A 21,289-nucleotide genomic window follows, 5' to 3' on the forward strand; every position below is an offset into this window, starting at 1 on the left:
TCAGACTGCCTCTTCCAGGCGCAACTGCCGGCCTTCATCGAGCATCAGCTCGAATTCCGCCGCCGGCACGGCCGGGCTGAACAGATAGCCTTGCAGCTGGTCGCAGCCGAGTTCGCGCAGGAAGCGCATCTGCTCGGCCGTTTCCACCCCTTCGGCGACGATTTCCTGGCGCAGCTGCTGCGCCATGGTGACGATGGCGCGGGCGATGGCGCAATCGTTTTCTTCGAACGGCAAACCGATGACGAACGAGCGGTCGATCTTCAAGGTGCTGATGGGGAATTTCTTCAGGTAGGCGAGGCTGGAATAGCCGGTGCCGAAGTCGTCCAGCGCCAGCGCCAGGCCCATGGCCACCAGCTGGTTCATGATGTCGATGACCTTGTCGGCACCGCGCATCAACAGGCTTTCCGTGATTTCCAGCATGATCTGATCGGGCCGCACGCCGTAGCGCTCGAGCACGGCCGCTATGCGCGCCGGCAACTGCTCATCAAACTGGCGCGCCGACAGGTTGACGGCGATGGCCGGCATGTGCAGGCCCCGGTCTTCCCAGCTGCGGATCTGGCGGCACGCCTCATCCAGCACCCAGGTGCCCAGCTCCAGAATCAAACTGGTTTCCTCGGCAACGGGGATGAAGACGCCGGGCGAGACCATGCCGCGCATCGGATGCTTCCAGCGCAGCAAGGCTTCCGCGCCCACGATGCGTCCGCTGGCCAGGCTCACTTTCGGCTGGTAATGCAATTCCAGCTCCTTGTCGCCCAGCGCCAGCCGCATTTCGCTTTCCAGACGCAAATGTTCCTTGGCCCTGCGGTTCATGTCTTCGCGATAGAACAGGAAGGTCGATTCGATCGTCTGCCCCGCCTTGGACACGGCCACGTCGGCAAAACGGAACAGGGCCGGCGCTTCCAGGCCGTCTTCCGGATACACGGTGATGCCGATGCTCGCGCCCACGTGCAGCGCGTGCGCATCGATATTGATCGGCGCCTCGAGCAGGTTGAGCAGCTTTTGCGCCACATTCGCCGCGTGTTCGCGCTTTTCGATATGCAGCAGGGCCACGACGAACTTGCTGTTGTCGACGCGCGCCAGGATGTCGGCGTCGCGCAGGGCGCCACGGAACAGCTGGCCGATGGCGATCACCAGCTGGTCGCCTACTTCATGGCCCAGGGTGTCGCTGATGGAACCGATGCGGCTGATGTCGATCACCATCAGCGCGCCATGCGTGCCCTGGCGTTTCGCTTCGGCCAGGCCTTGGTCGACCAATTGATTGAGCAGGCAGCGGTTGGGCAAGCCCGTCAGGCTGTCGTAGTTGGCCATGCGCTGCATGCGCGCTTCGGCATCCTTGTGCACCGAGATATCGGAAAACAGGGAAAACACGTGGCTGATTTCGCCGAATTCGTCGCGCACGACGCTGATGGTGACGTCTTGCGGGAACAGTTCGCCATTCTTGCGCTTGCCGATGATTTCGCCGCGCCAGGAACCGTGTCCACGCATGGCGGCGCGCACCTTGGCGCGGAAATCGGGGTCGTGCACGCCCGAACGCAGCAAGTCCGGCGTGCGGCCGATGGCTTCGGCAGGCGAATAGCCGGTGATGCGGCTGAACGAGCTGTTGATCGAAACGATGCGCTCTTCCGCATCCGTGATCAGCACGGCTTGCTCGCTGTCTTCGATAATGCGCGCGTGCAACCTGACCTTGTCCACATCGGACAGCGGCTCGCTCATGGCCGACAGGCGCACGGCCATGCCGCACGCCTTGCCCGCCTGGTCGTGGATCACGTGGCGGTGCATGCGCAACCACGTCACCATGCCTGACTTCTTGCGCCGGCGCACATCGGTGGCCACGTCGCCCTGCAAGAAATGCAGTTCCAGCACGCTCGCTTCCGCGTCGTCTTCCGGATACAAAAACAGGATGTGCTGGCCCAGCGCCTCGATTTCGGAATAGCCGAACATCTGTTCGGCGCCATGGTTCCAGCCGATCAAAAAGCCGTCGGGATCGATTTCCAGCAATGCGTCGGGGGGCGCCACGCGCACCACGGGCCGGCTGGCGCCGCGCAGCCGTTCCAGCTCTTCCTCCAGCCGCGCCAGGGTGGCGGCCTGCTGCGGCCCCGCCTGTTCACGGGCATCCTGAGCCAGGCGCAGGCACAGCGCGACCTTCGCCTCAAGCATGGCAACCCCACTCGTGGGCCAAGTCAGGGGAAGGTATCAGGGGCGCTGCGGTGTGTGTAATCATCAAAATCCCACTGTGGGGCATGGAGGTCGGGCAAGAAATACGATTGCAATACTGCGAATATGGTAACTTAAAAATGTTGGCGTATGTCAACATTTTAAGGCCTACGCCGAATGGCCCGGCAGATGCTGCGCCAGGCGGGCAAACACATCCGGTTCGCGCATGCGCGCCATCCACCAGCGCAATGCCGCGCCGTCCTCGCCCACTCTCCACGCCAGGTAAAACGTTTCCGACGGTTTCGGCTCTTCCACGGCCTTTTCCACCAGCAAGCCACGCGCGATGGCGGCGCGGGCGCAAGGTCCCGGCAGGAAGCCAAAGCCCAGCCCCAGCACCTGGTAATCGAACTTGACCTGCATGTTCGGCACGCTCAAGGCATCTTGCCCCAGCAGCAGACCCACGGTGCGCGGCGCCATCTGGCGCGCCGAATCGGCCACCACCACGGCCCGGTGCTGCTGCAGGTGGCCGCGCGACAACGGTTCCCGCACCTGCGCCAGCGGGTGCGTGGGCGCCACGGTAAACACGAAGTCGAGCATACCGATCGGCTGCGCGATGTAGCCGCCGCCCGCCGGCCCGTCCCCGGGGGCGCCCACCAGCAAGTCGGCGCGCCGGTCCAGCAGCGCTTCCCACGTGCCCGACAGGGTGTCTTGCGACAGGCGCAGGCGCGTCTGCTGCGCCACGTCGTAAAAGGCGCGCACGTCGTCGGCCAGGGCCACGGCGGAAAACATGGAATCGATGCCGATGGACAATTCCGTTTCCCAGCCGGACGCCACCCTGCGCACGCGGTGCTCAAGGTCCTGCGCCGCCTTCAATAGATAACGGCCCTCTTTCAGCAATTCCTGGCCGGCCGCCGTCAGCATGACTTTCGGGCCATTGCGCTGGAACACTTGCACGCCCAGGTCGTCTTCCAGCTTGGCCACCGTATAGGAAATGGTGGACGGGACTTTATGCAATTCCTTGCCGGCCGACGAGAACGATCCGCGGCGGTCGATGGCGTCAACGATTTGCAGGGCTTCCAGGCTCAGTCTTAACATTCGATTTTTTCGATCATAGGTCGCAAGATTTTCCGTTTTTCTTTCTCTTCTGGGGGGCCTATACTTTGTTCATCGTACAGCGAAGGGCAGAAAAGAAGCCACGGCGTAACGCCAGGCAACGGTCCTTCGAAATTATCGCACATTAACCTATAGAAACGGAGTCCACCATGTTACAGATTCGTCATAGCGAAGAACGCGGCGCAGCCAACCACGGCTGGCTCAATTCCCACCACAGCTTTTCCTTCGGCAGCTACCATGATCCGCTGCACATGGGCTTTGGCCCCTTGCTGGTGATCAATGAAGACCGGGTCACGCCTGGCCAGGGTTTCGGCACGCACGGCCACCGCGACATGGAAATCATTTCGTATGTGCTCGACGGCGCGCTGGAACACAAGGACAGCATGGGCACGGGTTCCGTCCTGCACTACGGCGATGTGCAGCGCATGAGCGCCGGCAGCGGCGTGCGCCACAGCGAGTTCAACCACTCGGCAACGGAGGGCTTGCACTTCCTGCAGATCTGGATACAGCCGAACGTGACGGGCATTCCGCCCAGCTATGAAGAGAAACACTTCACGCCGGAAAGCAAACGGGGCAAGCTGCGCCTGATCGCCTCCTCCGACGGCCGCCAGGGTTCCGTGCTGATCCACCAGAATGCGGCCATCTACGCCAGCATCCTGCAGGAAGGCGAACAGGCCGAACATGCGCTGGAAGAAGGCCGCCTCGCCTATGTGCACCTGATCCGCGGCAGCCTGGTCGTCAACGGCACGCCGTTGAAAGCGGGCGATGCGCTGAAGCTGACGCAGGAAGCCAGCGTGATCATCACTCAGCCAGAAGATGCGGAATTCCTGCTCTTCGACCTGCCTAAATAATTGATAAATATATTAAGAAAGAGAAAATCATGGAAAACAGAAGCAACGTATTGCTGCCCCTCGGCCGTGCCGCCCTTGGCGTGCTGTTCTTTGTCTCGGGCTTGCTGAAAATCGGCGGCTTTGCCGGTGTGGCCGGCTACATGGCCAGCCAGGGCTTGCCGATCGCCAATATCTTGCTGGTGGGCGTGATCGTGCTGGAAGTGGGCGGCGGCTTGCTCTTGATCACGGGATGGCAGGCGCGCTGGGCGGCGCTGGCCCTGGCGCTGTTCCTGATCCCGACTACCGTGATCTTCCACGCCTTCTGGAGCGCCGATGCGGCCCACTTCCAGGACCAGCTGACGAACTTTCTGAAGAACCTGTCCATCTTCGGCGGCATGCTCTTGCTGGTGGAACGCGGTTTTCGCCAGGCCAAGTAAGGCCAAGGCTGCCTGACCGGATGGGCCCGTCACCGACGCGGCCCGCCCGGCCGGCAGCCTGTCACCGTTTTGTCATCAAGCTGACATGGCGCTGTCACATTCGACAACTATCATGCGGTTGCCATTTAAATCACGCAACCACAGGACATCGCAGCCCATGAACAAGCCCAACGATCTGGCCATCAGCGCCACCGATCTGAACGACATTGACAGCAACGCGTCCCACGACAACCATTTCAACAGCATCCTGAACGCCCGCCTGAGCCGCCGCAACTGGCTGCGCGGCAGCGCCGTCACGGCCGCGACCGCCGTCATGGGGTCGATGGGCCTGTCCGCCTGCGGCGGCGGCAGCGATGCGGTCGCCGTCACGCCGACGCCGACGCCAACGCCTGAAAAACTGCTGGCCTTCACGGCCGTGCCGAAAAGCCTGGCCGACGTCGTGTCGGTACCGGCCGGCTACACGGCCACGGCCCTGTACGCGCTGGGCGACTCGCTGCGCGCGGCCACGCCAGCGTACAAGAACGACGGCAGCGATACCGATTTCGACAACCGCGCCGGCGACCACCACGACGGCATGGAATACTACGGCCTGTCCGCCGCCGGCGCGCCGCTGGCGTCCGGCGCCGAACGGGGCTTGCTGGCGATGAACCACGAAGCGACCACGGACGAAAAACTGTCCTCGCACTTCCTGCACGTGAATGGCGGCACCACCTCGCTGCCCCGCCCTGCCGCCGAAGTCGACAAGGAAGTGGCCGTCCACGGCCTGAGCGTCGTGGAAGTCAAGAAGACGGGCAGCGCCTGGGCCACCGTCAACGATTCCGCGTTCAACCGCCGCGTCACGCCGCTGACGGACATCGAGATCGCCGGCCCCGTGCGCGGCAACGCCCTCGTGGTCACCAAGTATTCGCCGACCGGCACCAAGACGCGCGGCACCATCAACAATTGCGGCACGGGCAAGTCGCCTTGGGGCAGCTACCTGTCCGGCGAAGAAAACTGGGCCGGCTACTTCACCCGCTCGTCCACCGACAATGCGGCGCGCGGCGACAAGTCCGTCGTGTCGCTGAACCGCTATGGCCGCAGCCAGGGCGGCGCCTCGCGCCACGGCTGGGAAACGGGCGGCAGCGACGACAAGTACGCGCGCTGGAATCTGAGCAAGATCGGCGCGTCGACCAACGGCAGCGACGACTACCGCAATGAGCTGAACGGCATGGGCTACATCGTCGAAATGGATCCGTACGACAAAACCAAGGCCATCCGCAAGCGCACGGCGCTGGGCCGCTATGCGCACGAAAGCGCCGCGTTCAGCGTGCCGGCCGTGGGCCAGCAACTGGCCGTCTACATGGGCGACGATTCGCGCAACGAATACATCTACAAGTTCGTCACGACGGCCGTCTGGGCCGCCGCCGATGCCAATCCGGCCGACCGTATCGCCACCGGCGACAAATACCTCGATTCGGGCAAGCTGTACGTGGCCAAGCTGGCCGCCGACGGCACGGGCCAGTGGATCGAGCTGGCCATGTCGAACGCGCTGATCCAGGCCTACAGCGCCTACAAGTTCGCCGACCTGGCAGACGTGCTGGTCAACGCCCGCCTGGCGGCCGACGCCGTGGGCGCAACGAAGATGGACCGTCCGGAATGGTGCTCGGTCAACCCGGCCAATGGCGAGATCTACTACACGCTGACCAACAATTCGAACCGCAACGTCAATCCGAGCGGCTCGTCGCAGCTGGCGCCGGACAGCGCCAACCCGCGCGCCTACACGGACATGAAGGGTAGCAGCGCCCAGAACGGCAATCCGAACGGCCACATCATCCGCTTCAAGGAAGGCACGGGCGCGGCCGCAGCCACCAGCTTTACGTGGGACGTCTACCTGTTTGGCGCCGAGAGCGGCGCCGATGCCAGCAAGATCAACCTGTCGAACCTGACGGCCGACCAGGATTTCTCGAGCCCTGACGGCCTGGCCTTCAGCCCGTACACGGGCATCTGCTGGATCCAGACGGACGATGGCGCGTACACGGATGTGACCAACTGCATGATGCTGGCGGCCATTCCCGGCAAGGTCGGCGATGGCGCCAAGTCCACCCTGAACTACGCGACGGCGGCCGGCGGCAACCTGGCGGTCGACACCTTCATCGGCAAGAAACCCACGGCCGACACGCTCAAGCGCTTCCTGGTGGGGCCGGTCGGCTCGGAAATCACGGGCATCAGCGAAACGCCTGACGGCAAGACCATGTTCATCAACATCCAGCACCCGGGCGAAAACACCTCGCTGGCGAATATCGGCGATCCGTCCAAGTATACGAGCCAATGGCCGGCCAACGCCGGCTATGGCGCCGGCAAGCGCCCCCGCTCGGCCACCATCGTGATCACCAAGAACGATGGCGGACGCATCGGCAGCTGATGTCCCGTGCCTGGCGGCGGCAGCCGCCAGGCAAAGCCAGCAATTCACCTTGTAAAAGGAGGAAGTGCCCCTAAGTAAGGTTCATCACCAGACATTGCAACGACCGAATGGCAGCCAGGGAAAACGTTTCCCTGCTTTTTGGTATGATGGCAAGGCGCGCCGGCACCGGAGTGGTGTCGCGCGCCTTTTATTTTTGATAATTACTTATATGAGCACAACCATGCAAAGCGGCGCAGACATCCTGGCGACAGGCGAATTGGATTACACGACTTCCTGCGCACTGCCGACGCCGTGGGCCCAGTTCACCTTGCACGCCTTTGTCGAACATGCCACGGGCAAGGAACACCTGGCCATGGTGCTCGGTGATATCGGCAACGGCGAACCGGTGCTGGCACGCGTGCATTCCGAGTGCCTGACGGGCGACGTGCTGTTTTCGCAGCGCTGCGACTGCGGCGCCCAGCTCGAGGGCGCGCTGAAACGTATCGCCGAAGAAGGCCGCGGCATCTTGCTGTACCTGCGCCAGGAAGGACGCGGCATCGGCCTGATCAACAAGATCCGCGCCTATCGCCTGCAGGAAGCGGGCGCCGACACGGTGCAGGCGAATGAACAGCTGGGCTTCAAGGCCGACGCGCGCAACTACACCTTGTGCAAACCCATGTTTGCGCAATTCGGCATCCACAGCCTGCGCTTGATGACGAACAACCCGCGCAAGATCGCCGCCATGGAAGCGCTGGGCATCACGGTGGCCGAACGGGTGCCGCTGCTGGTCAACCGCAACGCCTTCAACCAGCACTACCTGAATACCAAGCAAAGCAAGCTGGGTCACATGATGACGCCGGAAACGGCGCCGGCGCTGGAAGACGGCGCCCTGTAATTGCCGCACCGGCTTGCCGCTCTGGCTTGCCGGGCTGGCTTGCCGGGCTGGCGCATGCGCCGGCCCTCGCCCGCCGCGCTCCTGCTCACGCACAAAGGATGCATGAAATTATCTGACTACGCCTTCCTGCTGGCCAGCCTGTGCGCTGCAGCAGGCGCACAAGCGGCCCCGGCGCCTGCGCCAGCCGCTGCGCCAGCCACTGCCCCCGCCGCTTCGACTCCCCCCGTCAAGCCGCCGCCGGCCACCGCCGCACCCTCCTCCACCGAACATGCGGCCCTGCCGCCGCCCTCGTCCGCCGCGCAAAAGCTGTACACGGCCGCGCGCGCCGACATCCTGCAAGTGCGCGTGCTGCTGAAAAACGGCCGCACGCAGTCGTCGGTCGGCTCGGGATTCTTGATCGGCACGGGCGACCTGGTGGTGAGCAACTATCACGTGGTGTCCCAGTTCGCGCTCGACCCCGATACCTATGTGGGCGAATGGGTCGACACGAGCGGCCAGCGGGGCAATGTGGAATTGCTGGCCGTCGATGTGCTGCACGACCTGGCCGTGCTGCGCGTGAACCGCCACGGCACGGGCTTCTTCAAGATGCCGGAGCCGCTGGCACCGCTGACCCAGGGCCAGTACCTGTATTCGATGGGCAATCCGCTGGACCTGGGCTTCGCCATTTCGGAAGGTTCGTACAACGGCGTCGTCACGCGCAGCTTCTACGATCAGCTGATGTTTACGGGGCCGATCAATTCCGGCATGAGCGGCGGCCCCAGCGTCACCGCGAATGGCGACGTGGCCGGCGTGAACGTGTCGAAACGCCTCGATGGCGAACTCGTCAGTTTTCTCGTGCCGGCCCGCTATGCCCAGCAATTGCTGGCCAAGGTGGCGCAGCAAGGCAAGCCGCCGAAAGACTTCAAGCCGCTGGTGACGGCGCAGCTGCTGGCGCACCAGGAAGTCATGCTGGCGCGCCTGCTCGACACGCCCTTGAGCCTGAAAGCCATGGGCCCGTACCGCGTGCCCGTGCGCGAGTCCGACCAGATGCGCTGCTGGGGCCGCTCCAACGTCAAGTCCGACAAGCCCTACATGCTCGACAACACCAGCTGCGCCATGGAATCGGCCATCTTCATTTCCGGCGCCCTGCAGACGGGGCAAGTGTCGATGCGCCACGAATTCTTGCGCAGCAGCGAACTGGGCGCGCTGCGCTTTTCCGAGCTGGCCAGCGCCTCGTTCAAGAATGAAAGTTTCGGCAGCTACAAGAGCGTGAATCTGACGGGTCCGCAATGCACCGAGCAGTTCGTCAAGAACAAGACGCTGCCCCTGCGCGCCATCCTGTGCGTGCGCGCCTACCGCAAGTTTACCGGCCTGTACGACTTTGCCCTGCTGGCCGCCAGCACCGATGAGCCACTGATGAGCCTGCAAAGCCGCATCGACGCGCGCGGCGTGTCCTACGCCAACGGCATGCGCGTCACGCGCACCTTCCTCGAAGCGCTGTCGCGCGCGCCCTCCACCAACAGCAGCCGCAAGCCATGAAGCCGCCGTATTACCTTGAAATCCTCGCCGAGAATGGCGAAGTGCAGCGGCGCCAGCGGATCGAGTCCCTGCCGATCCGCATCGGGCGCGGCTACGGCAACGACTTCATCCTCGACGACCCGCATACGGCGGCCGAGCACGCCATTGTCGAAGACGACGGCGCAAACGGCCTGCTGCTGCGCGACCTGGGCAGCCAGAATGGCGTGATCCACCGGGGACAGCGGCAATCGCAAGTGGCCATGAGCGGCAACAGCATCGTGCGCCTGGGCCACACGCGCCTGCGCGTGCGCGCCAGCGATCACCCGGTGGCGCCCGAGTTGGGCGACACGACCCGGCACGACTGGGAAGGCTTGCGCCCCGCCGTCGCCGGCCTGGCCATGATCGGCGCCTCGGCCGCCTTCAGCAACTGGCTCAGCGATGCGGACGCCTTCGAGCCGATTTCCTACCTGATGATCGTCGCCTACGCGCTGGCCGGCGGCCTCGTGTGGGCGTCGGTCTGGGCAGTGGCAAACCGATTGTTCGGCCATGTGGCGCGCTTCGGCCGCCACCTGTTCATCATCGGCTGCGGCCTGCTGGCCATGGAAGCGTGGGAACTGGCCAGCAACGTGGCGGCGTATGCGTTCTCGCTGGAAGCGCTGACGCGCTATGGACGGCATATATTCATCGTCATCGTGTGCGCCATGATCTACTACCATTTGTGCACGATCAAGCCGCAGCACCCGCGCCGCGCCGGCCTGGTCGCCGTCGTGCTGGCGATCATTGGCTCGGCCCTGATCCTGCTGAGCAACCTGCAGGCCAGCGGCCGCCTGGCCGACGAGACCTACATGTCCGTGATCTACCCGCCGGCCTTGCGCCTGAGCCCGGATCACACGACGGACGCCTTCTTCCGCGACGCGGCCAGCCTGCAGCGCGCCGTCGATGCCGAACGGGGCAAGGCGGCCAAGGGCGCCGACGAAGACGAAGACAGCGGCGATTAAGAGGCCGACATGCAAAAAGCCCGCCGTGTCCTGACAGACCGGCGGGCTTTTTATTATTGCTTGGAAATTCTGCTTAGAACTTAGCTTCCTGCTTGCGGCGCGCCGTAAAGCCCAGCAAGCCCAGGCCGATCAGCAGCATGGCGTAGGTGCTTGGCTCAGGAACGGCCGAGATCAAGCCGTCATTGGCGCCGAAGCTGGCGAAATTGTTGTTGCCCGCCTTGAACTGCACTTGCTGGCCACCATCGCAGCAGCCTTCCAGGCCGTAGATGCTCAAGGTGTGGTTGCCGGCCGACAGGGAGCTCGAGCCGCTGAGGAACTGGCTGCCATTGTTGTAGTTGCCTGCCCACCACATGTCATTGCTCTTGAAGTCCAGCGCCACGCCGTCGAGGAACAGGGCGCCGCCCTTGCCGAAATCGACGCCGCTGCGGAAGCTCCAGGCGCCCGCATCGGCCGCGCTGACGCCAAAGTTGATCACGGATTTGAAAGCGATGTTCGAGCCGCTGCCGAACAGGCCACTGTTGCTGACGTTGTTGTAGCTGGCGATCGTCGTCGAACCATAGCCGGCGCCTGGCGTGGCCACGGCGGCATTCACGACGGACTGGTAGTCGGCGGCGGAGCTTTGCGCGCTGGCGCCCGAGTAGCCGGTGGACAAGGTGATGGTGCTGGCGTTCGCGTGGGCAAACACACCGACAGCGATCAGGGACAGGGCGATTTTAGGCAAGTTTTTCATGATGGTATCCAGTAAGTAAGTATTCAGTGGGCGCAGCAAGGGGCGCTGGAGCTGAATACACGCTGCATTGAGGCGTGTCGGCGTAGCGCTAGGGATTGCGTGAATGAGCGGTCGGGGACGTGGCTTCCGCGAAACAGCGCGGACTTGCGGCGTGCCATGGCGGCACTGCAAGCGTCCTGGAAAAGGTTCGGGTTCCCGGGACAAGGCCAGACGGTGACGGGTCAGGTAAGACGATGAAGCTATTCTAGCTTAAATTCCCTGTAAGAAAAGTATTTTTCTTTTGATCATGAAAGATATTTTTCTGGCAAGTGTATGTCCAGCGGCAGAAAAGCGCCATGCTCCACTCTGTCGTAACGGCCGTGCGCGGCGCACGGCGTGTCGCGGCGGCACCACAGACCAGTCCGTCAGTGTCGCATCTTGCGCATTTCTTTTCGCATGCCGCTGTACCACGGGGCGAAACAGCATGGCAAAATGTAGTCACGCTGCTATCTGTCCGATGAGGGGGAAAGAGGAATGGTCGACCTGGAAGAACTACGCTATCTGGCACTGTCGTTTCCCGACACTACCGAGGAAGAACACCACGACCGTCCATCGTTCCGCGTGGGCGGGAAGATCTTCGCCACCCTGCCCGACGACGAGCACATCAACGTGCTGCTCGATGCGGAAGCAGCGCATATCGCCACCGTCATCACGCCATCGGGCTGCGAGAAACTGTGGTGGGGCGAACGTCTGGCCGGCATCACGGTGCGCCTGGCGGACGCCGAGCTCGACATGCTGGCCGCCGCCCTGACGGCCGCCTGGCGGCGCAAGGCGCCCAGCGACCTGGCCAAGACCATCGCCCCAACAGGATAGTTACATCGGCCAATTACGCAGCAACAAGCCCACCATCTGCTGCAATTGCTCGCGCGAGACGCCGGCCGCCGCCTGGATGGCCATGCCCTGCGACAGGGTCACGACAAAGCGCGCCTGCTGCTCCGGGCAGGAATCGGGCGGCAAATCCCCCTCTTCCTTCGCGCGCCGCAAGCGGTCGCGCAGCTTGATTTCACCGCGCAGCCGGCGCGCGAACAATTCATCGCGGATCGGCAAGGCATCGTCGCTGCAGGCCAGTGCCGCATTGACGCCCATGCAGCCGTGCGGGCCGTCCGGCATGGTTTGCGCGTCGACATACTGCGTCAGCAACGCTTCCACCACCTGGCGCGCCGTCGGCTGTTCCAGTGCCGCATCGAAAAACCGCATGCGTGTGTCGCTGTAGCGTTCGAGCGCCTTGTGGAACAGCTGCTCCTTGTTGCCGAAGACGGCATACAGGCTGGGCCGGTTCATGCCCATGGCCTTCGTCAATTCCGGCAGGGAACTGCCTTCATAGCCCTTTTCCCAGAACACTTTCATGGCGCAATCGAGCGCCTCGTCCGCGTCAAACGTGCGTGGCCGTCCCGTTTTCGCCTTGCCTGTCTCAGCTGTTTTCTCTTGTTTCATACCGATCGGTAAAAAATTATGACGACGATGTTCGTTTCCAGATATTATATACCGACCGGTTAAAAACCTCCGGGCTTTTCAGGAACCTCTATGCACACACCTTCCAACACTACTGGCGACGATACCACCGTGGCGCCGTGGCTGGCCGTCCTGTCGGTCGGCATCGGCGCTTTCGCCCTCGTCACCTCCGAATTCCTGCCCGTCGGCCTGCTGCCGGCCATGGCCGCCGAACTGGCCATCAGCAAGGGCCAGGCGGGGCTGATGATCACCACGCCCGGCATCGTTGCCGCCTTTGCCGCCATCTTCGTCACCGTCGGCTCGGGCCGCCTGGACCGCCGCATCGTGCTGCTGGCCCTCACGGCCCTGCTGGTCGCCTCGAACCTGCTGGTGGCGCTGGCGCCCTCGTATGCGTGGATACTGCTGGGGCGCGCCATGCTGGGCGTGGGCGTGGGCGGCTTCTGGGCCATCGGCAGCGCCATCGGCCCGCGCCTCGTGTCGCCGCAGCATGCATCGCGCGCCATGTCCATCATCTTCGCCGGCGTCTCGCTGGGCACGGTGGCGGGCGTGCCGGCCGGCGCGCTGGTGGGCGAACTGGTGGGATGGCGAGTCGCTTTCGGTGCGGCCAGCGCCATTGCCGTGCTGGTCTTCATCGGCCAGCTCTTGCTGCTGCCCAGGCTGCCGCCGACACAAGCCATCCGCTTGCGCCAGTTGCCGATGATTTTCGGCATCCGCAAAGCCAGACTGGGTCTGATCGCCACGGCCCTGATCTTCACGGGCCAGTTTGCCGCCTACACGTATATCGCGCCCTTCCTCACGCAAGTGTCGCATCTGGCGGCCGGCACCGTCAGCGCCATGCTGCTCGTGTACGGCGCTTCCGGTTTCATCGGCAACCTCGTGGGCGGCTGGGCCGCCGGCCGCTACGAACGGGCCGCGCTGATGGTGACGGGCGCCGTGCTCGGCTTATCCACCCTGGCCCTGGCCGCGTTCGGCAGCCATTCGGTGACAGCCATGCTGCTCGTGGCCGTGTGGGGCTTCGGTTTCGGCGCCATGCCGATCGCCGTGCAAACGTGGATGTTCAAGGCGGCGCCACACTTGATGGAAGGCAGCAGCGCGCTGTTTGTCGCCATCGTGCAAGTGTCGCTGGCGTCCGGTGCATTGCTGGGCGGCATGGCCGTCGACCGGCTGGGCGTATCGAGCGCGATGGTGCTCGGTGGCCTGTTCGCCCTCGGCTGCGCCTTGACGATCGCCATCTTCGGCAAACCGCAGGCCAGCGCCAAGGCGGGCGCGGCCTGCATCGCGTCGTAAAAAATCAGATGCGGCCGCGGCGAAATTCGCCGAGGAACTTCGTCACTTCGGCCGGCGTCATCACGACGTCCGCGTCGCCGTGATATGCATACAGGAAAGGCGTGCCGCCCAGGCGGTCCGTCAGCTTGGCAAACAGTAAAAAACGGCTGCCCAGCGGATAGCGCTGCAGGTCGGCCAGGCGGCGCGAGCACTGCACGGCCAGCTCGGGAGAGAAAGCCTGGCCCGGCACCGGGCGGATTTCCACGTGGCCGTTGATGGCGCGCGATTCGACGGCAACGTGCCGGTATGCATAAGTATCACGGGCCATGCCGCCACCTTGAATGAAGTAAAGGCGCCATCTTAAGCGAAGTGGGCGCCTTGCGTGTTACCGCGGCACGATGCGCAGCAAGCGACCATTGTCTTCATCCGTCAACGCATACAGATAGCCGTCCGGCCCCTGGCGCACGTCGCGCACGCGCGCGCCGATGTCCAGGCGGTCCTGCCCCGTCACCTTGCCGCTGGCATCGACGGCGATACGGCGGATATCCTTGGCCGCCAGGCCGCCGCTGAAGATGCTGCCGCGCCAGGCGGCGATCTTGTCGCCCGTGTAGACGGCCAGTCCCGACGGCGCCGGCGACGGCACCCAGGCCACGCTCGGATTGAGCATGCCCGGCACTTCGTGCTTGCCAACGGGCTCATGCGTCTTGTAGTCGGCGCCATAGCTTTGCAATGGCCAGCCGTAATTGCCGCCCGCCGTCACCAGGTTCAGTTCATCGCCGCCATACGGCCCGTGTTCCGTGGCCCACACGCGGCCGGAAACAGGATCGAGCGCCAGGCCCTGCACGTTGCGGTGGCCATACGACCAGATTTCCGGCAAGGCCCCCTTGGCCGCCAGCGGATTGCCAGGCGCCGGTTTTCCGTCTTCCGTCAGGCGCAGGATGGAGCCCTGGTGCGTGGCCAGGTTTTGCGCCTGCTCGCGCGCCAGGCGGTCACCGATGCGCAGCGGCGGATTGCCACCATCGGCCACGCTCATCAGCAAAGTGCCATCCGGCAGCCACAGCAGGCGCGAACCGAAATGCTGGCCGCCGCTCTTGTCCGTGGCCACCTTGAACAGGGTCTGGATGCCCGTCACCTTCTTGCCGTCGAACACGCCGCGCACGAGGGTCGTGCGGTTGGCGTCGTTGGTGCCCGTCGACACCGTCATGTACACACGCGGATTCGGCTTGGCCGCATCCTGCGGATGAACGACGATGTCGAGCAGGCCGCCCTGCCCGCCCGTAAACACCTTGGGCATGCCTTCCAGCGCCACGTCGCTGAACGTCTTGCCATTCAGCAGGTGTAAGGTGCCCAGCTTGCTGGTGACGAGCGCGCGCCCCTCGCCCAGCCAGGCGATGCCCCACGGCTGGCGCACGCCCTGCGCAACGGTCTCGGCCTTCCAGCCCTGTTTGGCGGCGGGCGGCTCGCCCGTGGCTTGCAGTTCGGCCCAGGCCGATGGTGCGGCGGCCAGTGTCAATGCAAGCAAGATGCTGGTACGGCGTCGCTGGAACATGCTCTCTCCTGTCAGTAGTCGATAATCGGTGGCGTATCAGGCCCGCAGCAGCAAGGCCACGGCTTCGGCCGCGATGCCTTCTTCCCGCCCCAGATAGCCCAGTTTTTCATTCGTCTTGGCCTTGATGTTGACCTGGCCGACAGCGACGCCCAGGTCTTCTGCCACGTTGGCGCACATGGCGGCGATGTGCGGCGCCATCTTCGGGCGCTGGGCGATGATGGTGGCGTCGATATTGCCGATGATATAACCGGTGGCTTGCACGCGGCGCACGGCTTCGCGCAGCAGGGTGCGCGAATCGGCGCCCTTGAATTGCGCGTCCGTGTCGGGGAAATGGCGGCCGATGTCGCCCAGGGCGGCGGCGCCGAAGATGGCGTCCGTGATCGCGTGCAGCAGCACGTCGGCGTCGGAATGGCCGAGCAAGCCCAGGTGATGGGGGATGTTCACGCCGCCGATGATCAGGTCGCGGTTTTCCACCAGCGCGTGGCAATCATAGCCCTGGCCGATGCGAAATGGGAGGTCGGGTGTCGTTGTGTGCATGCGGGTCTCTCTGGAACTCAAGGATGGGCCAAATATAGCTCGGCCGTGTGTATGTCGCGCGGCAAGGTTACCTTCAGGTTGCACGGGTGGCCTTCGACGAGCCTGGGCGCCAGGCCCAGCGCTTCGACGGCGCTGGCGTCGTCCGTGATCGCTTGCGGGTCGGGCGCTTCGGATAATGCCTTGTGCAGCAAGGCATAGCTGAACATTTGCGGCGTCTGCGCCAGCCATAGATGGTCGCGCGGCACCGTCTGCGCCGACAGGCTGCCCTGCCCCGCCCGCTTGACGGTATCGACCACGGGCAAGGCCAGCAGGCCCCCGGCCGGATGCTCACCGACTTCGGTGATGAGCTTTTCGATCAGTGCCGGCGTCAGGCCGGGACGCGCAGCGTCGTGCACCAGCACCTGGTCGTGGGCAGCGATGCTGCCATGCATGGCGTGCAAGCCATTGAGGATGCTTTCCATGCGCGTGGCGCCGCCGCAGCGCAACACAGTCACGCCGTGTTCCGGCACGACCGTGTCGATCACGCCATCGTCGGCGCTGACGACAACATAGGTGTGCGCAATCAGGGGGCTGGCGAGAAAGGCGTCGAGCGCATGGCGCAGCATGGGTTTGCCGGCGATGGCTAAATATTGCTTGGGACTGCCCGCTTCCATGCGCGCGCCCACGCCGGCGGCGGGGATCAGCGCAAAGTAACGGACGGTATTCGGTGCTGCTGTCATGCCATTCCTTGTCTATTTGGCGGGCGCTGCCTTGCCCGCCAGGATGTTCTGGATTTCGCCCTTGCACGCCTTGCCCAAGCGTGCATATTCTTGTGGAGAATCGATGGCCGCCTGCAAGGTTTCCACCTTGCGCATTTCGGCCTTGATGTACGGCAACCAGCCCGTGTCGATCTCGCGCGCCAGCGCCGCCTTGGCCGTGCCGCTGGGCGCATACAGGGGCCGCGCCTCGAAGCGTTTGGCCAGCGCCGCTCGCACGGTCTTTTCCACGCGCGGCAAGTGTTCCATATAGGTTTTCATGTGCCGCAGCTCGTGCGCGAGTATCTCATCATACGCGCAAGTGCCGGGCGCAAATTCGCGGCCGATATAGATCACGACGGGCGCATATGTGAGGGTCACGGTAATCTGCGGCGCCACGCATTCATAGCCGCTGGCCGGGTCTTGCAGCATGGGGCCGGCCAGGGCGATGGCCACGCGCGAATCCGTCTTGGTCAATCCCAGCACCCAGGTATTGGCGCGCGCCATGCCCTTCATCACCGTCAGGGCCTTGTACGGCAGATGCGTATCGATGCTGTAGCCATTCTGCTGCGCCGTCAGCACGGACACCGTCTTGCTGATCGTGTCTTCGCAGCGCACCTGGAACGGCGTGCGCGCGGCCGCCAGCGTGTCCAGGCTGGCGGCCGCCAGCAGCAGGAAGATTGCCGTGCGCATGCGCTGTATCAGGCCGGTTGCCACACGCCGCTGGTGATCTTGTCGAGCCAGAAGATGCCGATGACGGTTTTCACGTCGGTGATCGTGCCATCCTTGACCCAGTCGAGCAGCTGCGGCACCGTGGCCGTAAATGTCTCGAGGAATTCGCCTTCATCGAGCTGGCGTTCGCCGGCCACGAGTCCGCGCGCCAAAAACAGTTCCAGATGTTCATCGGAATACGCGATGGCGTTATGGATGGTGGAGACGAACTGCCAGTCGCTGGCCGTGTAGCCTGTTTCTTCCAGCAACTCGCGCTGGGCGCACGCCAGGTGCGGTTCGCCCGCGTCGATCTTACCGGCCGGGAATTCAATGAAGACCCGGTCCAGCGGATAGCGGTACTGGCGTTCCATCAGCACCGTGCCATCGTCGAGCAGCGGCAGGATCACGACGGCGCCCGGATGCAGGACGAATTCGCGCGCCGTGATCTTGCCGTCCGGCAGGGCGACACGGTCGCGCTGCACGCGCAGGAAGCCGCCTTGGTAGACGAGCTCGCCATCGACCTTGGTTTCAATCAATTGCGTATCAGTGGCTTGGATATCCATGGAATTCCTTTATTCAATAAAAAACGGCGCCAGAGGCGCCGCTTTCGGTCGTTGTTGCTAACGGCGTTTGCGCAGGTAACGCCCGACAAAGCCCGGGAAAGCCAGCACCAGGAACAGACAGCCGGTGATGGCATAGAACTCCCACGTCTGCGGGAAACCGTTGCCGATGCGTGCTTCGAGCGCGAACGCCACGGCGCCGACGATGAAGTACAGAATCACCATCTCCAGCAGGCGCAGCGCCAGCGGCTTGCGCCAGCCCTGCTCCGCCTGCGCCGCCTTTTTCAGGGGCACGGCGGCAAACAGTTTCTCGTTCAAGAAAGGCAGGTTGGCGCCCAGGATGCCCAGGGCGATCACCAGCCAGCTCGAGACGGTGACATCCATCGGTCAGGACGCCAAGGTCTTGGTGATGGCCGAAGCACAGGCCGCCAGGATGCTGTTAGGCATGACGCCCAGCGCCAGGACGAACACGCCGTTCAGAGCCAGCACGACGCGCATGTCGCCATGCACGACCAGCGCGTTGGTATCGGTCGGCTCGTCGAACCACATCATTTTCACGACGCGCAGGTAGTAGAAGGCGCCGATCAGCGAGAACAGCACTGCGGCAATCGTCAGCCACAGCTGGCCCGTGGCCAGCACGGAAGCGAGCACCGAGTACTTGGCCATGAAGCCCATCAGCGGCGGCACGCCGGCCAGCGAGAACATGAACAGGGTCATCACCAGCGCGAAGATCGGGCTGCGTTTGCCCAGGCCCTTGAAGTCGGCCAGTTCTTCCGCTTCGAAACCATTACGTGCCAGCAACATGATCACGCCAAAGGTACCCAGGGTGGTGAACACGTAAGTGATGACGTAGTACATCGAAGCGCCGTAGGCAGTGGCTGCACCAGCCGCGTTCAGGGTGTTGCCTGGAGCGTCAACGGTACCGGACAGCAGACCCAGCAGGACGAAGCCCATTTGCGCGATGGTCGAGTACGCCAGCATACGCTTCAGATTCGTTTGCGCGATGGCGGTGAAGTTACCGATGGCCAGCGACATCACGGCCAGCACCAGCAGCATTTGCTGCCAGTCATGCGCCATCGGCAGCAAGCCCTCGCCCAGCAAGCGCAGGGTGATGGCAAACGCGGCCAGTTTCGGCGCGCCGCCCAGCAGCAGGGTCACGGCCGTTGGCGAACCTTGATACACGTCAGGCACCCACATGTGGAATGGCACGACGCCCAGTTTGAAGGCCAGGCCGGCAACGAGGAAGACCAGGCCGAAGACCATGATGGTGCCGTTGGTCTTGCCGTTTTCCAGCGCCACGCGCAGTTCGCCCAGGTCCAGGGTGCCGGAGGCGCCGTACAGCATCGAGATACCGTACAACATGAAACCGGAAGCCAGTGCGCCCAGGATGAAGTATTTCATGGCCGCTTCCGTGGCCTTGGCATTGTCACGGCGCAAAGCGATCAGCGCGTACAGCGACAGCGACATCAGTTCCAGACCCAGGTAGATGATCAGGAAGTTGTTGGCCGAGATCATGATCATCTGGCCCAGCAGTGCAAACAGGGCCAGCACGTAGAACTCGCCGCCCAGGTTGCCCGACAGCATGTTGCGGTCGGTGGCATAGGCACGCGAGTAGATCAGGGTCAGCGCCACGGCGCCGTACGAGAACAGTTTCAGCAGCTGCGACATCGGGTCCGACACGAACATGTTGTGGAACGTGTAGACGGTGGTGCCCGCGTTGAAGTCGCCCACGGTCAGCAAGGCGCAGCCTGCCAAGGTCAGCAAGGACAGCGCATAGGTGATCGAACGCTTCGCCGCAGGCAAGAACATATCGATCAGCAAGAGCGCCGACGTGGCGATCAGCAGAAAGATTTCCGCGTACAGCGGTACCAGATTAGGTGCATTAGTCATGTTATCGGTCTTCTATTTAAGGCAACTTGCTGGTGGCGACATGCTGCAGCAGGTCAGCAACCGAAGTTTGCATCGTGTCGGTGAACGGGGCTGGATACAGACCCATCACGAGCACGGCGATGGCCAGTACAGCAAGCATGAAGAATTCACGTTTGTTGATGTCGGTCAGTTCGGCCACATGCTTGTTCTTGATCTTGCCGAACACCACGCGCTTGGCCATCCACAGCGAGTACGCCGCGCCCCAGATCAGTGCCGTTGCAGCCAGCAGACCAATCCAGAAGTTGAATTTCACCGCGCCCAGGATCACCATGAACTCGCCGACGAAGCCGGATGTCGCTGGCAAGCCGCAGTTGGCCATCGAGAACAGCACGAAGAAGGCGGCAAATTTCGGCATGCGGTTCACGACGCCACCGTAGTCGGCGATGTTGCGGGTATGCATGCGGTCATACAGCACGCCGATGCACAGGAACATCGCGCCGGAGATGAAGCCGTGCGAGACCATCTGCACGATACCGCCCTGCACCGAGATGTCGTTGAACATGAAGAAGCCCAGGGTCACAAAACCCATGTGCGCGATCGACGAATAGGCGACCAGTTTTTTCATGTCGGTTTGCACCAGGGCAACCAGACCGATGTAGATGACGGCGATCAGCGACAAGGCGATCATGAAACCCGACAGGTAGTGGCTGGCGTCCGGCGTGATCGGCAGCGAAAAGCGGAGGAAACCGTAGGCGCCCAGTTTCAGCATGATGGCGGCCAGCACGGCGGAACCGCCCGTAGGCGCTTCCACGTGGACGTCCGGCAACCACGTGTGGACGGGGAACATCGGCACCTTGACGGCAAACGCCATCAGGAAGGCCAGGAAGATGAAGATCTGTTCGTTCATCGTCAGCTTGAACGCATGCCAGGCCAGGATGTCGAAGGTGCCCGACACATTGCGCAGGTAGATGATGGCAACCAGGGTCAGCAGCGAACCGAAGAAGGTGTAAAGGAAGAACTTGAACGACGCGTACACGCGATTCGAACCGCCCCAGATACCGATGATGATGAACATCGGGATCAGGGTTGCTTCAAAGAAGAAGTAGAACAGCAAGCCGTCCAGCGCGCAGAACACGCCGATCATCAGGCCCGACAGGATCAGGAACGAGCCCATGTACTGGGCGATGCGCTTCTCGATCACTTGCCAGGCCGAAATGACGACGATGACCGTGATGAACGCGGTCAGTGGCACGAACCACAGGGACAGGCCGTCGATACCCAGCGAGTACCAGATATTGAAGGTTGCTATCCACGGTGCTTTTTCGACGAATTGCATGCCGTGTGCGGCGTTGTCGAAATGCTGGATCAGCGGCAAGGTGCACAGCATGCTGAGCACGGCGCCAGCCAGCGACAGCCAGCGGGTAAAGCCCGCTTTGCTGTCACGGCCGAGAGCCAGGATCAGGACGCCGCAAATGATCGGCACCCAGATCGACAGACTCAGGTAAGGAGGTAATGTAGAAATCGTAGACTGCATCATG

General features: G+C 63.3%; 21 protein-coding genes. 8 read left to right on the plus strand and 13 right to left on the minus strand.

Going from position 1 to position 21,289, the window contains the following annotated elements; all coding sequences use genetic code 11:
* Both MRBLMS1_RS05435 and MRBLMS1_RS05440 read right to left on the minus strand, forming a co-directional pair.
* A complete protein-coding gene (locus MRBLMS1_RS05435; RefSeq protein ID WP_139089898.1) occupies positions 1-2,157 on the minus strand; it encodes a putative bifunctional diguanylate cyclase/phosphodiesterase in 2,157 nt (718 codons plus the stop codon).
* Between the two features lie 165 nt (positions 2,158-2,322).
* The gene (locus MRBLMS1_RS05440; protein ID WP_034749931.1) at positions 2,323-3,249 is read right to left on the minus strand and encodes a LysR family transcriptional regulator; all 927 of its coding nucleotides are present in this window, start codon (positions 3,247-3,249) and stop codon (positions 2,323-2,325) included.
* Positions 3,250-3,416: 167 nt separating this feature from the next.
* Between MRBLMS1_RS05440 and MRBLMS1_RS05445 the strand changes: the two genes are divergently transcribed.
* From MRBLMS1_RS05445 to MRBLMS1_RS05470, 6 genes are all read left to right on the plus strand, one after another.
* The gene (locus MRBLMS1_RS05445) at positions 3,417-4,118 is read left to right on the plus strand and encodes a pirin family protein (protein WP_034749933.1); all 702 of its coding nucleotides are present in this window, start codon (positions 3,417-3,419) and stop codon (positions 4,116-4,118) included.
* A 29-nt stretch (positions 4,119-4,147) separates the two neighbouring features.
* The gene (locus MRBLMS1_RS05450) at positions 4,148-4,534 is read left to right on the plus strand and encodes a DoxX family protein (RefSeq protein ID WP_034749935.1); all 387 of its coding nucleotides are present in this window, start codon (positions 4,148-4,150) and stop codon (positions 4,532-4,534) included.
* A gap of 157 nt (positions 4,535-4,691) precedes the next feature.
* Positions 4,692-6,935 carry a PhoX family protein gene (locus tag MRBLMS1_RS05455; protein WP_128142497.1) on the plus strand — a complete coding sequence of 748 codons (2,244 nt, stop codon included), beginning with the start codon at positions 4,692-4,694 and terminating at the stop codon, positions 6,933-6,935.
* Between the two features lie 220 nt (positions 6,936-7,155).
* The gene (gene ribA / locus MRBLMS1_RS05460; RefSeq protein ID WP_034749940.1) at positions 7,156-7,809 is read left to right on the plus strand and encodes a GTP cyclohydrolase II; all 654 of its coding nucleotides are present in this window, start codon (positions 7,156-7,158) and stop codon (positions 7,807-7,809) included.
* 102 nt (positions 7,810-7,911) lie between these two features.
* Positions 7,912-9,327 (plus strand): S1 family peptidase, encoded by a 1,416-nt coding sequence (locus MRBLMS1_RS05465; RefSeq protein WP_485878260.1) that lies wholly within the window; start codon positions 7,912-7,914, stop codon positions 9,325-9,327.
* A complete protein-coding gene (locus tag MRBLMS1_RS05470; RefSeq protein WP_485878262.1) occupies positions 9,324-10,304 on the plus strand; it encodes an FHA domain-containing protein in 981 nt (326 codons plus the stop codon). Before MRBLMS1_RS05465 ends, MRBLMS1_RS05470 begins: the two co-directional genes overlap by 4 nt.
* Positions 10,305-10,377: 73 nt before the next feature.
* On the opposite strand, the gene MRBLMS1_RS05475 is transcribed toward MRBLMS1_RS05470, so the two are convergent.
* Positions 10,378-11,034 carry a CCXG family PEP-CTERM protein gene (locus MRBLMS1_RS05475; protein WP_128142494.1) on the minus strand — a complete coding sequence of 219 codons (657 nt, stop codon included), beginning with the start codon at positions 11,032-11,034 and terminating at the stop codon, positions 10,378-10,380.
* A 513-nt stretch (positions 11,035-11,547) separates the two neighbouring features.
* On the opposite strand from MRBLMS1_RS05475, the gene MRBLMS1_RS05480 reads away from it, so the two are divergent.
* Complete coding sequence (locus MRBLMS1_RS05480; RefSeq protein ID WP_128142493.1) at positions 11,548-11,886, plus strand: MmcQ/YjbR family DNA-binding protein; 339 nt, start codon at positions 11,548-11,550, stop codon at positions 11,884-11,886.
* Here MRBLMS1_RS05480 and MRBLMS1_RS05485 read toward each other — a convergent pair whose 3' ends face one another.
* Positions 11,887-12,507: a TetR/AcrR family transcriptional regulator gene (locus tag MRBLMS1_RS05485; protein ID WP_485878263.1), complete on the minus strand. Its 621-nt coding sequence runs from the start codon at positions 12,505-12,507 to the stop codon at positions 11,887-11,889.
* Between the two features lie 90 nt (positions 12,508-12,597).
* Here MRBLMS1_RS05485 and MRBLMS1_RS05490 point away from each other — a divergent pair, with 90 nt between their 5' ends.
* The gene (locus MRBLMS1_RS05490) at positions 12,598-13,812 is read left to right on the plus strand and encodes an MFS transporter (RefSeq protein WP_485878264.1); all 1,215 of its coding nucleotides are present in this window, start codon (positions 12,598-12,600) and stop codon (positions 13,810-13,812) included.
* 4 nt (positions 13,813-13,816) lie between these two features.
* On the opposite strand, the gene MRBLMS1_RS05495 is transcribed toward MRBLMS1_RS05490, so the two are convergent.
* The 9 genes from MRBLMS1_RS05495 to MRBLMS1_RS05535 are packed head-to-tail and all read right to left on the minus strand — an operon-like array spanning position 13,817 to position 21,288.
* A complete protein-coding gene (locus MRBLMS1_RS05495; RefSeq protein ID WP_219327391.1) occupies positions 13,817-14,119 on the minus strand; it encodes a hypothetical protein in 303 nt (100 codons plus the stop codon).
* 57 nt (positions 14,120-14,176) lie between these two features.
* Positions 14,177-15,340, minus strand: a complete 1,164-nt coding sequence (locus MRBLMS1_RS05500; protein WP_485878265.1) for a PQQ-dependent sugar dehydrogenase — start codon at positions 15,338-15,340, stop codon at positions 14,177-14,179.
* 36 nt (positions 15,341-15,376) lie between these two features.
* Positions 15,377-15,877 (minus strand): 2-C-methyl-D-erythritol 2,4-cyclodiphosphate synthase, encoded by a 501-nt coding sequence (gene ispF, locus MRBLMS1_RS05505; RefSeq protein WP_485878267.1) that lies wholly within the window; start codon positions 15,875-15,877, stop codon positions 15,377-15,379.
* 17 nt (positions 15,878-15,894) lie between these two features.
* On the minus strand, positions 15,895-16,596 hold the full coding sequence (gene ispD / locus MRBLMS1_RS05510; RefSeq protein ID WP_128142485.1) for a 2-C-methyl-D-erythritol 4-phosphate cytidylyltransferase: 702 nt from the start codon (positions 16,594-16,596) through the stop codon (positions 15,895-15,897).
* 12 nt (positions 16,597-16,608) lie between these two features.
* A complete protein-coding gene (locus tag MRBLMS1_RS05515; protein WP_072454056.1) occupies positions 16,609-17,304 on the minus strand; it encodes a hypothetical protein in 696 nt (231 codons plus the stop codon).
* Between the two features lie 8 nt (positions 17,305-17,312).
* Positions 17,313-17,885, minus strand: a complete 573-nt coding sequence (locus MRBLMS1_RS05520; protein WP_485878269.1) for an NUDIX domain-containing protein — start codon at positions 17,883-17,885, stop codon at positions 17,313-17,315.
* Positions 17,886-17,942: 57 nt separating this feature from the next.
* The gene (locus MRBLMS1_RS05525) at positions 17,943-18,266 is read right to left on the minus strand and encodes a DUF2818 family protein (protein ID WP_034749970.1); all 324 of its coding nucleotides are present in this window, start codon (positions 18,264-18,266) and stop codon (positions 17,943-17,945) included.
* Between the two features lie 3 nt (positions 18,267-18,269).
* A complete protein-coding gene (gene nuoN, locus MRBLMS1_RS05530) occupies positions 18,270-19,772 on the minus strand; it encodes an NADH-quinone oxidoreductase subunit NuoN (RefSeq protein WP_128142482.1) in 1,503 nt (500 codons plus the stop codon).
* Between the two features lie 16 nt (positions 19,773-19,788).
* Positions 19,789-21,288 carry an NADH-quinone oxidoreductase subunit M gene (locus tag MRBLMS1_RS05535; RefSeq protein WP_128142481.1) on the minus strand — a complete coding sequence of 500 codons (1,500 nt, stop codon included), beginning with the start codon at positions 21,286-21,288 and terminating at the stop codon, positions 19,789-19,791.
* Position 21,289: the final 1 nt, after the last annotated feature.

This window comes from Massilia sp. LMS1-1-1.1 (assembly GCF_040815535.1).
Lineage (GTDB): Bacteria > Pseudomonadota > Gammaproteobacteria > Burkholderiales > Burkholderiaceae_D > Janthinobacterium > Janthinobacterium aestuarii.

Coding starts and splice junctions, on each gene's coding strand:
- MRBLMS1_RS05435 (WP_139089898.1), bottom strand. CDS start 2,157: ATGCTTGAGGCGAAGGTCGCGCTGTGCCTGCGCCTGGCTCAGGATGCC.
- MRBLMS1_RS05440 (WP_034749931.1), bottom strand. CDS start 3,249: ATGTTAAGACTGAGCCTGGAAGCCCTGCAAATCGTTGACGCCATCGAC.
- MRBLMS1_RS05445 (WP_034749933.1), top strand. CDS start 3,417: ATGTTACAGATTCGTCATAGCGAAGAACGCGGCGCAGCCAACCACGGC.
- MRBLMS1_RS05450 (WP_034749935.1), top strand. CDS start 4,148: ATGGAAAACAGAAGCAACGTATTGCTGCCCCTCGGCCGTGCCGCCCTT.
- MRBLMS1_RS05455 (WP_128142497.1), top strand. CDS start 4,692: ATGAACAAGCCCAACGATCTGGCCATCAGCGCCACCGATCTGAACGAC.
- ribA (WP_034749940.1), top strand. CDS start 7,156: ATGCAAAGCGGCGCAGACATCCTGGCGACAGGCGAATTGGATTACACG.
- MRBLMS1_RS05465 (WP_485878260.1), top strand. CDS start 7,912: ATGAAATTATCTGACTACGCCTTCCTGCTGGCCAGCCTGTGCGCTGCA.
- MRBLMS1_RS05470 (WP_485878262.1), top strand. CDS start 9,324: ATGAAGCCGCCGTATTACCTTGAAATCCTCGCCGAGAATGGCGAAGTG.
- MRBLMS1_RS05475 (WP_128142494.1), bottom strand. CDS start 11,034: ATGAAAAACTTGCCTAAAATCGCCCTGTCCCTGATCGCTGTCGGTGTG.
- MRBLMS1_RS05480 (WP_128142493.1), top strand. CDS start 11,548: ATGGTCGACCTGGAAGAACTACGCTATCTGGCACTGTCGTTTCCCGAC.
- MRBLMS1_RS05485 (WP_485878263.1), bottom strand. CDS start 12,507: ATGAAACAAGAGAAAACAGCTGAGACAGGCAAGGCGAAAACGGGACGG.
- MRBLMS1_RS05490 (WP_485878264.1), top strand. CDS start 12,598: ATGCACACACCTTCCAACACTACTGGCGACGATACCACCGTGGCGCCG.
- MRBLMS1_RS05495 (WP_219327391.1), bottom strand. CDS start 14,119: ATGGCCCGTGATACTTATGCATACCGGCACGTTGCCGTCGAATCGCGC.
- MRBLMS1_RS05500 (WP_485878265.1), bottom strand. CDS start 15,340: ATGTTCCAGCGACGCCGTACCAGCATCTTGCTTGCATTGACACTGGCC.
- ispF (WP_485878267.1), bottom strand. CDS start 15,877: ATGCACACAACGACACCCGACCTCCCATTTCGCATCGGCCAGGGCTAT.
- ispD (WP_128142485.1), bottom strand. CDS start 16,596: ATGACAGCAGCACCGAATACCGTCCGTTACTTTGCGCTGATCCCCGCC.
- MRBLMS1_RS05515 (WP_072454056.1), bottom strand. CDS start 17,304: ATGCGCACGGCAATCTTCCTGCTGCTGGCGGCCGCCAGCCTGGACACG.
- MRBLMS1_RS05520 (WP_485878269.1), bottom strand. CDS start 17,885: ATGGATATCCAAGCCACTGATACGCAATTGATTGAAACCAAGGTCGAT.
- MRBLMS1_RS05525 (WP_034749970.1), bottom strand. CDS start 18,266: ATGGATGTCACCGTCTCGAGCTGGCTGGTGATCGCCCTGGGCATCCTG.
- nuoN (WP_128142482.1), bottom strand. CDS start 19,772: ATGACTAATGCACCTAATCTGGTACCGCTGTACGCGGAAATCTTTCTG.
- MRBLMS1_RS05535 (WP_128142481.1), bottom strand. CDS start 21,288: ATGATGCAGTCTACGATTTCTACATTACCTCCTTACCTGAGTCTGTCG.